Raw genomic sequence first — 12,132 nt, forward strand, 5'->3', positions numbered from 1 at the left:
CGGAGGACCGGGTTGCTTCAGGCGCGTGCCAAAAGTTGATTTTGATCAATGCGCTAGCGCCGGAAATCGGTAGGTAGTCGCGTGCTGTCAGGCCGCGCTGAAACGCAATATGCCATCTGGTCCCAGGGCCTGGGTCAACCGGTTCTGCGCCAGCATGTGGTTGACGTGGGCGATCAACTCGCCGGCGGCGAAGCCGGTCTGGTGAGCATCGAGCTTGTGCTTGAAGAATACCACCGGAACCAGCTCGGCCGAGGTTTTCGCCGTGTCCTTGCAGGCCGCCGCGATCATCTGGCAGCGCTCTTCATGGTGGTCGGAGAGCTCGGTGATTCGAGTCTTGAGGCCATAAAAAGGCACGCCATGGCCGGGCAGCACCAGCACGTCGTCGGGCAGCGTATTCGTGAGATTTTTCAGCGATTTGAGATAGGAGCCGAGCGCGTTCTCGTCGGGCTCGTGTGCCCAGACGCTGACATTGGGCGAAATCTTGCTCAACACCTGATCGGCCGACAGGAAGAGGCCGTCCTGGGCGCAATACAGCATCACCTGGTCCGGCGAATGTCCGGCGCCGGTGATGACGCGGAAGCTGCGCGTGCCGATCGCGATGTCATCGCCGTTCGAAAGCCGGACATAGGCGGCCGGCAACGGTACGGTCTTCTTCAAATAGTCCTGGCCGCGGCCGAGCAGTTGTTCGGTGATTGCCTCGTCCATGCCGTGGCGGCGAAAAAACTGTCGCGAATTCACCAGCCGCTCTTCGCTGCGGCGAACCTGGTGATAGACGCCCTGCAGGTATTCGATCTGCGACATGTAGAACGGGCACTTGAAGCGCTGCACCATCCAGCCGGCCTGGCCGACATGGTCGGGATGGGCGTGGGTGACGATGACGCGGCTGATGGTCATGCCCTTGAGTGGGCCGTCGAACAGCTTGGTCCACGCCGCGATGGTGGCATCGTTGCCGATGCCGGTATCGACCATCGCCCAGCCGTCGCCGTCGGCGAGCAGGTAGATGTTCACATGGTTGAGGCGGAACGGCAGGTCGAGCCGGATCCACAGCACGCCCGGCGCGATCTCGACCACCTGGTCGGCGCCCGGATGGCTTTCCCAGGGATACCGCAGCTCGCCGGCGGGGCTCGAATTGGCGTCTGTCTTTGAATGCATGGTTCGGATCGCAATCTGTTTCATCCGGCTTACCGGGACAAAAGCCGCGGCGCCAGCCGAAACTGGGCTGCCGCCGGCGGTCGGATCGGTCAGCCGATCGCGCTGTTCCGCGGATGAGCGGCCTCGGGCGCGGGGTATGGCTGGACATCGTCCAGCGCCGAAGTGATGCCGAGACGATCCAGAAGGACCGCGTCGCGATTGGTCTGCGGATTCCCGGTGGTCAGCAGGACGTCGCCGATGAAGATCGAATTGGCGCCGGCGACAAAGCACAGCGCCTGCAACTCGTCGGTCATGTATTGCCGGCCTGCCGACAGTCGCACCACGCTCTGCGGCATCATGATCCGCGCCACCGCGATCATCCGGACCAACGCGATAGGGTCGGGGCGCTCGGCGGTGGCGTTGACCGGCACGCCCTTGACCTCGTTCCACATATTGATTGGCACGCTTTCCGGATGATGCGGCAGGTTGGCGAGCAGCATCAGCATGCCCAGCCGGTCCTCGACCTGCTCGCCCATGCCGACGATGCCGCCGCAGCAGACTTTCAGTCCGGCGTGGCGCGCGTGCGCCAGCGTCTCGATGCGGTCTTCCATAGTGCGGGTGGAAATGATGTTGCCGTAGAATTCGCGCGAGGTATCGACGTTGTGATTATAGAAATCCAGCCCGGCATCCTGCAGCCGCTTGGCCTGGTCTCCGGTCAACATGCCCAACGTCGCGCAGGTCTCGAGGCCAAGATCCTTCACGGCGCTGACCATCTCGCAGACCCGATCGAGGTCCTTGTCTTTTGGATTACGCCACGCTGCGGCCATGCAGAAACGGCTGGCGCCGGCTTCCTTGGCGCGCTGCGCGGTGGCGACCACGGTCTCGCGGTCCATCAGCTTGGTCGCCTTGACGTTGGTCTCGTATTTCGCGCTCTGCGAACAGTAGCCGCAATCTTCGGGGCAGCCGCCGGTCTTGATGCTCAGCAGGCTCGCGGTTTCGACGTGGTTGGGATCGAAGTTGCTGCGATGAACGCTCTGTGCCTGGAAGATCAGGTCGGCGAACGGCAAATCATACAATGCTTGAGCTTCGTGACGCTGCCAATCGTGGCGAGGCTGGTTTGCCGGAACATCGCGGCCCGTCGGGGCGACAAACATCTTGTTCATGGTGCGATCCTCTCACGACCAGCCGCAGATACTCACGGGCTGTTGGCAGACCTGTCCATGATTTCAGCTGCTCGAGCAAGGATCGCCGGCCGAACGCAGCCATGCGCTGCGGGCGGCGCTGGATATTACGCCGCGCGAATGTTCGACAGGAAGACGTCGATTTCACCGCGCAGAATATCGGCTTCGCGACGCAGGTCGCCGGAGGCGCCAAGCACGTCGTTGGCAGCAATGCCGGCCTCGATCGAGGCTTCGCTGACCCCCACAATGTTGCTCGATACTTCGCTGGTGCCGCCTGCGGCGTGCTGGATGTTGCGGGCGATCTCGCGCGTTGCCGCGCCCTGCTGCTCGACCGCCGCGGCGATCGCGGAACTGACGTCGTTGATCTCGCCAATGGTCTGGCCAATGTTGCGAATGGCGCCGACCGCGGTGGTCGTGACCTGCTGCATCGAGACGATCTGCGCGCGGATCTCGTCGGTCGCCTTGGCAGTCTGGTTGGCGAGGCTCTTGACCTCGGAGGCGACGACGGCAAAGCCGCGTCCGGCATCGCCGGCGCGGGCGGCCTCGATGGTCGCATTCAGCGCCAGCAGGTTGGTCTGCGAGGCGATGGTCTGAATCAGGTCGATCACCGTGCTGATGCGGTTGGCGTTCTCGGCCAGCCCCTGCATGGTGGCGTCGGTCTGGCCGGCTTCGCCGACCGCCTTGGCGGCGATTCCGGCCGAACTGGCGACCTGGCGGCTGATCTCGGAGATCGACGATGACAGTTGTTCGGTTCCGGCGGACACGGTCTGTACGTTGACCGAGGTTTCCTCAGCGGCGGAGGCCACCGCGCTCACCAGCGCACTGGAGCGGTCGGCGGTCGCCGACATGCTCTGGGCCGTGGTCTGCATCGAATCGGCCGAGTTCTGCAGTTTTTCCAGCGCGGCGCGGACCGTGGCTTCGAAATCGACAATGCGCGCTTCGATTCGTGTCGCGCGTTCGGCCTTGGCGATGCGGTCCTGATCCTGGTCGGCGCTGAGGGCGCGGGCGTTGATCATGTTTTCGCGGAAGATTTCCAGCGAATTCGCCATCACGGCGATTTCGTCCTGCTGGCGGCTGCGGGCGATCTCGGTTTCGAGGTCGCCACTCGACAAGCGTTGCATGGCGCGCTGCAGCTGCGCGATCCGGCGCAGGATGCTGCGGCCGACATACAGCCAGACGAACAGCGCCGACCCGATCAGGGTCAGGGCGCCCAGTCCGAGCATCATCTGAGTCGCGACCGAGATGGTCTGCCGCGCCTGCGAGGTCGAAGCTTCGGTCTCGACGCGCACTCGGTTGACGAGTTGCTTGACGCTGCTGCCGAGGCCGAGATTGAGCTTGCGGGTTTCCTCCAAGATTAGCTCGCCGTAATCAGCGGCATCAAGTTCGTTTTGGCGAACCTTGAAAACATTGATCTTGCCATCCCCCAAGGCCAGCAACTTGAGCGCGGAATCCTTCAGGTCATCGGCGCCGCCGACACCGGCGACCGCACCCAGCATGGACTTGATACGTCGTTGCCCGGCCTGGAACGTGCGTTCGATCGGGTTCAGCGCGGCGGCGTTGTTCACCGAAAGCGCGGACATCAGGTCGGCAGCGATCAGGTTGGTGCTAGCGACGATATCGCCGACCTGGTCGATCGTCTTGGCGACCGCCGACGCGCTGTCCCGAGAAAAGTTCGGGGACAATAATGTGGAGGTCATATTGCCCTGGGCATCCATCAACGCTGGTGCCGACATCGACACGAACAGCGTCTCGGCCTCGCGCAGATCGTCGTAGAGTTTCTGATGCTGGGCCGCGGCGTCGATCCGCTCCTGGGCCGCCGCGCCGAGGCTGCGAATCGTGTCTTCGATATTCTTGACGGTGTCGCCCAGCGCTGCAACGACGGCCTTGTCAGCGCCGAGCCGGGCAATGGCATCGAGTTTCTCAACGGCAATCTTGTGGGTCTCCCGCATTTTCTGCGAGCGTTCCTTCAGGATGTCCGTGCTGCCTGAGGCCAGCAGGGTCGGGCCCTGGCTAGCCAGGTTCTCGCTGGCCGTCGCCAGTTCCAGGCTGGCTGTCAGCTTCGGGATGTCGCGTCCGCTGAGGTCGCTCATCATCTGGCCGAGCTGGCCCAGAATCATGCCGGCACCCACCGAGATGACGATGGCCATGCCCGCGATCACGGCAAAGGCGGCGAAAAGGCTGCCCCGGATGCCCCAGCGCGGCCGTGAAATACGAAGCCGCGCAAATTTCCCGATGATCGACGTCAATGCCATGATGACCGTTCCCGCGTGTCCACTAAATCCGTGGATCGAATGCGGCGGCAGTATCACGGTACCCGGTTAAGAAATCGGGAAGGCGGGCCAAAATTCGATTCGCGGCCGGCGGATCGACGCCGCGCAAACAAAAAGGCCGGCGCAAGCGCCGACCTTTTCTCATCAGATCGTTAGATCAGACGAAGATCAATACTTCGCGAGGATCGGGCCACCGAGGTTGAAGCGGTAGTTCAGGCCAGCCTTGACGGTGTGCTCGTCGTTGCGGGTCGAACCGTAAGCAACCAGCGGAGCGGTGCCGAAGGAGGTCTTGCCGAAGTCGTAGTACTGGTACTCAACCTTGCCCGACCAATTCTGGGTGAACAGGTATTCCAGGCCGGCGCCGACGGTGTAGCCGTCCTTGTTGCCGTTGATGGCAATCGCGGTCGGACCGACAACCGAACGGTTCAGGTCGGCGTAAGCGTAACCGCCCTTAACGTACAGCAGTGCGGGACCCCAGGTGTAACCGACGCGGCCGGTGACCGAGCCAATGCCCTTCAGGTTGCTGGTGAAGCTGTAAGCCGCGTTCGGAGCGGGGAACACGATGGCGTTGTTGTTGTTGCCGGTCCAGCTGTAGTTCGCTTCAACACCGAACACCCAGTTCGGAGCGAACTGATAGTCGTAGCCGCCCTGAACGCCGCCCATGAACTGGCCATCGTTGTTGCTGCTGGAAACGCCGGCGAAGCCGTTGTTGCCCGAGAACGCGCCGCCGACGTGGCCGCCGATGTAGAAACCGGTCCAGTTGTAGATCGGGGCAGCGACGTAGGCCGGAGCCTTCGTGTAGGGGCGAGCGGCGAGATCGGCGGCCGAGGCGGTCGCGGTCAAGGCGATCAGGGCAACGGTGCCGAGAAGGAAGTTCTTCATTGTTGTATTCTCCAGAAAACGTTTTAGAGCAGCCGCGCTTCGGCTCCGTCCATGGCGTGGATGTAGACAGCTTTTGCGTAAAATACTGTCACCCATTCGCCACAGCGACGGAGAACTGAACCATCTGACAAAACTGGGTTTTCTGTGCTTAATGCAGCCTTAATGAAATCTTAAAGTAGCCTTAATTGGCCGCGGGTTAGCGCAGCTCTGTCCCTTTTATGCGCACTGTGGCTGCGCATTGGCTTAGCTCTAAACCGCAGGTGGCATCGGACACGCAACGGCGATTAAACTTGCGCCGCAGTTCGACCGGAAACAAAAAGCACGAGCCAAGTTAATCTCCGCGCGGGTGCCCTGTCGGCGCCTCTCCGCAAATGGAAGCGCGTTGCATGCAGGTTGAGCGGATTTTACGGGAATACGGCCAGTGGTTGCGGCCGATGAGTGAAGCGCCACGGGACGGACAGCGAATTCTGGCCCACGCGGCCCATGCGAGGCATCTCGTCGTGTGTTTCTGGGAGACTCGGCCCGCCATGCTCGTCGGGCCGAGCTGGGTCGAGGAGAAAGACAGCCCCGCCGGCTATCTCGACCGCTATTTCGATGGCTGGATCCATCCCCGTGAATTCAGGGTGCTCGATCCCACCGCGCTCAACCGCCTGCTGGTGGCTTATATCGACGATGCCCGCGCCGCCGATAATCGCGAGGCCTTGAAGGTGCTGGAGCACAGCGACGCCTGACCGCACCTCGATGCCGCGGTCGGCACGGTAATCGCAAGGGGCCGACCGTGCCGGCCTGGAAAGTCATTGCGAGCGATTTCCGATCATGCAATGCCGGATCACACCCCGCGTACCGTGCCGAGATCGTAACAGGTTCAGGATTATCTGGTGAAACACGATGCACCCGCTCCCTCGATCGCCTTGCAGGGCGGTCTTGCGGCGACTTACATCAATATGTCCGAGGCCGAGGCCGCAGATTTGGCGCTGCATCGCTTCGGGATCGAAGGGCGCGCGGTCCGGCTCGCCACGGAAAAGGACGATACCTTCCGGATTTCGCCAGTATCCGGGTCGCGCTTCATTCTGAAAGTGGCGAACCCTTCGGAAAATGTCCCGGAGATCGACCTTCAGGTCCAGCTGCTCGATCATATCGCCGCGAAGGCGCCTGAACTGCCAGTGCCGCGCGTGATCGGCAATGATGCGGGCGATCGACACTTTCTGCACCAGGACAGGGCCGGGCAGCGCCGCCAGGTGCGGATGATGACGTATCTGGAGGGGAAGCCTCTCAGCGAGGTGCCGTCCACGGTGTCCGGGCGGCAGGCGATCGGCAAATTGCTGGCCCGGCTTCGCCTGGCGGTCGCCGACTTCAGCCATCCCGCGGATAACCGCGTGCTGGCCTGGGACATCCAGCACCTGCTCAGCCTGCAAGGCCTGCTCGGCGAGGTCAAGGATCCCGCGCAGCGCCGCCATCTAGAGGCGGGCCTCGCCCGTTTCGCCACCATCGACAGCCGTATCGCCGGCACCCGGATGCAGGTGCTGCACAACGATTTCAGCCAGTCCAACATCGTGGTCGATCCGGCGCTGCCGGACTTCGTCAGCGGCGTGATCGATTTCGGCGACGCGGTGCGGACCTCGGTGGCGATCGACGTCTCCACCGCACTGCTCGGCCAGCGGCCGGGGCAGAGCGACGGCGAGTTCTTCGGCCATGGCCGCGATCTGCTCGAAGGCTATCTCGGCGTCGCCGATCTGACCGCGGAAGAGCTCAGCCTGCTTCCCCATCTGGTGATGGGGCGGGTGGTGGCGCGGGCGCTGCTGTCGATCGCGCTGGCCAATGCGGTACCGGCCAACGCGGCCTATGTGACGCGCTTCACCGCCCATTGCTGGCCGCAGCTCGACTGGTTCCTGAGCCGATCCGCAGACGAGGTGTCCAGCCAGTTTGCCAACTATGCCGCCTGAACAGGCCGGTCCCTTGAAGCGATAGAGGATGCGATCATGACTGCAGCCACCGCCCCGCGCGGCAAGATGAACAATGCGTTCGATCCCGCCAGCGCGGCCGGCTTGAGCGAGCGCAGCCGCAAGCTTGTCGAGCGCCGCACCGCCTTGCTCGGCCCGGCCTACCGGCTGTTTTACAACGATCCCGTCGAGGTCGCGCGCGCCAAGGGCGTGCTGCTGTACGATTCCGAGGGCCACGAATATCTCGACGCCTACAACAATGTCGTGTCGGTCGGGCACTGCCATCCGCGCGTCGTCGCCGCCATCAGCGAGCAACTCGGCACGCTGTGCACGCACACGCGCTATATCCAGGAAGGCATTCTGAACTATGCCGAGGACCTGCTCGGCACCCACGCCGACAACCTCAAGCACGTGATGTTCACCTGCACCGGATCGGAAGCCAACGATCTCGCGCTGCGCATAGCCAGGCATTACACCGGCAAGCGCGGCATCATCGTCACCGACGAGGCCTATCACGGCAATTCCGATCTCACCGCGAGCTTCTCGCCGTCGCTGGGCGCGCAATCGCCTTTGGGGACGTGGGTGCGCCGCGTGCCAGCGCCGGACTCCTATCGCGTGGCGCCAGACCAGATGGGTCCGATGATGGCCGCGCACGTCGCGAAGGAGATTGAGGATCTGGAGCGCCGCGGCGAGGGCCTGGCTGCCTTCATCGCCGACTCGATGTTCTCCTCCGACGGCATCTTCTCGCATCCGACCGACGTGCTCGGCCCGGTGCGGGATGTCGTCCACAAGGCCGGCGGCCTGTTCGTCGCCGACGAAGTGCAATCCGGTTTCGGCCGCAGCGGCGAGAGACTGTGGGGCTACCAGCGCCATGGCATCGCACCGGACATCGTCACCATGGGCAAGCCGATGGGCAATGGATATCCGGTGGCCGCCGTCGCGCTGTCCCCGGACATCGTCAAGAATTTCGGCCGCGACAACCGCTACTTCAACACGTTCGGCGGCAACAGCGTGGCCATGGCCGCAGCGCAGGCCGTGCTGAACGTGATCCGCGACGAGAAGCTGCAGGAGAATTCATTGCGCGTCGGCAAGATGTTGCGTGATGGCTTTGCCGAATTGGCGAAGCGCTACGAGCAGATCGGCGATATCAGAGGCTCCGGCCTCTATGTCGGTCTCGAGCTGGTCAAGGACCGCGCGTCGAAACAGCCCGATGCCGCCGCGGCCGCGGCCGTGGTCAACGGCCTGCGCGCCCGCCGCGTGCTGATCTCGGCCACCGGCGCCAATGCCAACACGCTGAAAATCCGGCCGCCGCTGGTGTTCTCGGAAGCCAATGCCGACCGGCTGCTGAGCGAGACGGAAAAGGTGTTCGCCGCGCTTTGAGCACTAGATCTGTAGGGTGGGCAAAGGCGCCCTTGCGCCGTGCCCACCACCTTGCATCAAACTCAGGTCGGTGGGCACGCTTCGCTTTGCCCACCCTACGACGACAGACTCCGCGTCCGGGACAAGGGTATTACTTCGAAACCGGCATCGCAAATTCGGCACCTTGGGCGGTGCTTTCTGGCCAGCGCTGCATGATCGACTTCTGCTTGGTGTAGAATCGCACGCCTTCCTCGCCATAGGCATGCATGTCGCCGAACAGGCTGCGCTTCCAGCCGCCGAAGCCGTGCCAGGCCATCGGGACGGGGATCGGCACGTTGATGCCGACCATGCCGACCTGCACGCGGCGCGAGAATTCGCGGGCGACATTGCCGTCGCGGGTGTAGCAGGACACGCCGTTGCCGAACTCGTGATCGTTGATGATCTGCAGAGCTTCGGCAAAATCAGCGACGCGAACGCAGGACAGCACCGGCCCGAAGATCTCTTCCTTATAAATCTTCATCTCGGTCGTGACGTTGTCGAACAGCGTGCCGCCGGTGAAGAATCCATCCTCATGGCCGGCGATCTTCACGCCGCGGCCATCGACCACCAGCTTCGCGCCTTCCTCGACGCCGATCCCGATATAGCCTTCGATGCGCTCCAGCGCCTGTTTGGTCACCACCGGGCCCATTTCGGCCGCGGATTCCATGCCGTTCAGAATCTTCAGCTTCTTGACGCGCTCGGCCAGCATCGGGACGATCTTGTCGCCGACATCGCCAACGAGCACCGCGACTGAGATCGCCATGCAGCGCTCACCGGCCGAGCCGTAGCCGGCGCCGATCAGCGCATCGACGGCCTGGTCGAGGTCGGCGTCGGGCATCACCACCATGTGGTTCTTGGCACCGCCCAGCGCCTGCACGCGCTTGCCGTATTGCGAGCCCTGCTGGTGCACGTAATGCGCGATAGGGGTCGAGCCGACGAAACTCACGGCGGAGACGCCGGGATGCTGCAGCAGCGTATCAACGGCGAGCTTGTCGCCCTGCACCACGTTGAACACGCCCTTCGGCAGGCCGGCCTGCATCAGGAGATCGGCCATGAACAGCGACGGCGAGGGATCGCGCTCGCTCGGCTTCAGGATGAAGCAGTTGCCGGCGGCGATCGCGACCGGGAACATCCAGCACGGCACCATCACCGGGAAGTTGAACGGCGTGATGCCGGCGACGACGCCGAGCGGCTGGCGCATCGTCCAGTTGTCGATGCCGGTGGAGACCTGGTCGGTGTAGTCGCCCTTCAACAGTTGCGGAATGCCGCAGGCGAATTCGATGATGTCGATGCCGCGGGCGACTTCGCCCTGCGCATCGGAGAACACCTTGCCGTGCTCGGCGGTGATCATCGCCGCCAGGGCGTCGGTGTGCTCGTTCATCAGCGCCAGAAACTTGTTCATGATGCGGGCGCGGCGGATCGGCGGCATGTCGGCCCAAGTCGGAAAGGCGCGGCGGGCGCTCTTCACGGCGTCGTTCACCTCCTCGGCGGACGACAGCACCACCTGGCGCGCCACGGCGCCGGTTGCGGGGTTGTAGACCGCCTGCTTGCGGTTGGCTGCGAGGCTGATGGGCGCGCCGTCGATGAAATTGCCGACGTCCTGGGTGGCGGTGAAGGCTGCGGTCATGGTCCGTCCTCGGTTATGGGTGCCGCCTGTGTAGCGGCCCGGTCCGGGCGACCACAGGTCAAATCATTGGACTAACTGTTCAGAAAACTGAACAATGGCTTGATGAAAACCAAGAAGGTGGAATCGCTGTGGTCGCATCTGCACTGGCTCGGCGTGCTCGCCGAGACCGGCAGCTTCACGGCGGCGGCTGGCCGGCTCGGCGTCAGCAAGGCGGCCATGAGCCATCGCGTCAGCGAGCTCGAACAGGCCACCGGCGTGCCGCTGGTCCGGCGCACCACGCGCAGCGTGCGGCTGACCGAAGCCGGCCAACACCTGGTGGATTCGACGCGGTCGTCCTTCGCCGAGATTGAGCGGCATTTTGCCGGCGTGAAGGACATGGCCGGCGCGCCGCGCGGGATTTTGCGGGTCACCATGCCGGTGGCGTTGGGGCGGCAGCGCATCGTGCCGCTGCTGCCTGAATTCCTGCGCCTTTATCCGGAAGTCCGCATCGAGCTCGAATTGTCCGACCGGCTGAGTTCGCTGGCCAAAGAGGGTTTCGATCTCGCCGTCCGTCATGTCGCCACCGTGCCGGATACGCATGTGGCGTGGAAGCTGTGCGACACCCGCTCGTTGCTGGTCGCCAGCCGCGGCTATCTGCAACGGCGCGGCACGCCGGCGCGGCCGGAGGATCTCGGCGAACACGATTGTCTGCACTACCTGCGCGACAGCGTGGCGCCGACCTGGGCGTTCGAGCCGCGCAAGGGCAGGGGCAAGAGCGGGCGCATCACCGTGAAAATTTCCGGCGTGTTCGCCGCCAACAACAGCGAGGCGCTGCGCGAGACGGCGTTGGCCGGACTGGGCATCGCCCTGGTGCCGGATTTCAGCGCCCAGCAGGAGATCGAGGCCGGCCGGCTGCGCCCGGTGCTGTCCGACTGGCGGGTGGTCGGCGCATTCGGCGAGCAACTGTTCGCCATCCGCCCCTATGCGCCCCAGGTTCCACGCACGGTCCAGGCGCTGGTGGCATTTTTGCGCGAACGGCTGGCCGACGGATTTTCGGGGGCGTCGTCGTAGTCACGGCGAAATGGAAAATAGCGTTTGCGATCAATAAGATGGCTGGTGCTGCCACACAGGGTCGAACTGTGGACCTCTCCATTACCAATGGAGTGCTCTACCACTGAGCTACGGCAGCATGCTGGGGACGGGAATCAACCCCGCAGGGCCCGTCAAGCGGGGCGATCCTTGCCACATGGTTTCGGGCGGCGCAAGCGCGGCGGTCGCCGTGGCGGCATCATTGTGAATGAATCGCACGGCGCGCGGGCGATTCGCGGCCGATGCCCGGGTTCCGTAGGGGCAAACCGCCCGCGTTGCGCTCCCGGCGAGCGTGCTTATGTGCGGGGCGTTGGCGGTATTGCTGATAGAGCATTGAACCGACGATGTCGGGCAGCATCACCGATACCGCCCGTATTCAGCACCGTGACCGAGCCGGCGAGCCATGACCGACGAACCGACCGAACGCCCCAACCAGCAGGAAATCGCCCGGCAGAACCGGTTGCGCGCCGCGCTGCGTGAAAACCTGAAGCGGCGCAAATCGCAGTCCCGCGGCCGCGCCGACCAACCGGCCGAGGCGTCCGCCGCCGGCGCGGGCACCGTGCCGGACATATGTGCAAGACAGACCGATCCCGATGACCCTTCATAGCGTGCCGATTCAACGCGTAGCGATGTGA

General features: G+C 63.8%; 10 protein-coding genes and 1 tRNA gene. 5 read left to right on the forward strand and 6 right to left on the reverse strand.

Annotated elements, in window-relative coordinates:
* Positions 1-87: 87 nt before the first annotated feature.
* The 4 genes from JWR89_RS12265 to JWR89_RS12280 all read right to left on the reverse strand — a co-directional run bounded on the left by JWR89_RS12265 (position 88) and on the right by JWR89_RS12280 (position 5,464).
* Positions 88-1,152 (reverse strand): MBL fold metallo-hydrolase, encoded by a 1,065-nt coding sequence (locus JWR89_RS12265; RefSeq protein WP_299716288.1) that lies wholly within the window; start codon positions 1,150-1,152, stop codon positions 88-90.
* An 89-nt stretch (positions 1,153-1,241) separates the two neighbouring features.
* Positions 1,242-2,294 carry a biotin synthase BioB gene (bioB, locus tag JWR89_RS12270; RefSeq protein WP_299716290.1) on the reverse strand — a complete coding sequence of 351 codons (1,053 nt, stop codon included), beginning with the start codon at positions 2,292-2,294 and terminating at the stop codon, positions 1,242-1,244.
* 125 nt (positions 2,295-2,419) lie between these two features.
* Entirely contained in the window at positions 2,420-4,564 is a 2,145-nt protein-coding gene (locus JWR89_RS12275) for a methyl-accepting chemotaxis protein (RefSeq protein WP_299716293.1), read from the reverse strand.
* A gap of 186 nt (positions 4,565-4,750) precedes the next feature.
* Positions 4,751-5,464: an outer membrane protein gene (locus tag JWR89_RS12280; RefSeq protein ID WP_299716296.1), complete on the reverse strand. Its 714-nt coding sequence runs from the start codon at positions 5,462-5,464 to the stop codon at positions 4,751-4,753.
* 386 nt (positions 5,465-5,850) lie between these two features.
* Between JWR89_RS12280 and JWR89_RS12285 the strand changes: the two genes are divergently transcribed.
* The 3 genes from JWR89_RS12285 to JWR89_RS12295 all read left to right on the forward strand — a co-directional run bounded on the left by JWR89_RS12285 (position 5,851) and on the right by JWR89_RS12295 (position 8,784).
* Complete coding sequence (locus JWR89_RS12285; RefSeq protein WP_299716300.1) at positions 5,851-6,195, forward strand: hypothetical protein; 345 nt, start codon at positions 5,851-5,853, stop codon at positions 6,193-6,195.
* Between the two features lie 147 nt (positions 6,196-6,342).
* Complete coding sequence (locus JWR89_RS12290; protein ID WP_299716303.1) at positions 6,343-7,407, forward strand: phosphotransferase; 1,065 nt, start codon at positions 6,343-6,345, stop codon at positions 7,405-7,407.
* A 66-nt stretch (positions 7,408-7,473) separates the two neighbouring features.
* Complete coding sequence (locus tag JWR89_RS12295) at positions 7,474-8,784, forward strand: aspartate aminotransferase family protein (RefSeq protein WP_299716424.1); 1,311 nt, start codon at positions 7,474-7,476, stop codon at positions 8,782-8,784.
* A 130-nt stretch (positions 8,785-8,914) separates the two neighbouring features.
* Here the strand turns inward: JWR89_RS12295 and JWR89_RS12300 are convergent, their stop codons facing one another.
* Entirely contained in the window at positions 8,915-10,429 is a 1,515-nt protein-coding gene (locus tag JWR89_RS12300) for a CoA-acylating methylmalonate-semialdehyde dehydrogenase (protein ID WP_299716306.1), read from the reverse strand.
* A gap of 102 nt (positions 10,430-10,531) precedes the next feature.
* Between JWR89_RS12300 and JWR89_RS12305 the strand changes: the two genes are divergently transcribed.
* Positions 10,532-11,479 (forward strand): LysR family transcriptional regulator, encoded by a 948-nt coding sequence (locus tag JWR89_RS12305; protein ID WP_299716309.1) that lies wholly within the window; start codon positions 10,532-10,534, stop codon positions 11,477-11,479.
* 43 nt (positions 11,480-11,522) lie between these two features.
* Here the strand turns inward: JWR89_RS12305 and JWR89_RS12310 are convergent.
* A tRNA-Thr gene (locus JWR89_RS12310) sits at positions 11,523-11,597 on the reverse strand.
* A 303-nt stretch (positions 11,598-11,900) separates the two neighbouring features.
* Here JWR89_RS12310 and JWR89_RS12315 point away from each other — a divergent pair.
* Positions 11,901-12,104: a hypothetical protein gene (locus tag JWR89_RS12315; protein ID WP_299716312.1), complete on the forward strand. Its 204-nt coding sequence runs from the start codon at positions 11,901-11,903 to the stop codon at positions 12,102-12,104.
* Positions 12,105-12,132: the final 28 nt, after the last annotated feature.

Source organism: Tardiphaga sp. (assembly GCF_028290785.1).
In the GTDB taxonomy this organism is placed as follows: Bacteria; Pseudomonadota; Alphaproteobacteria; order Rhizobiales; family Xanthobacteraceae; genus Tardiphaga.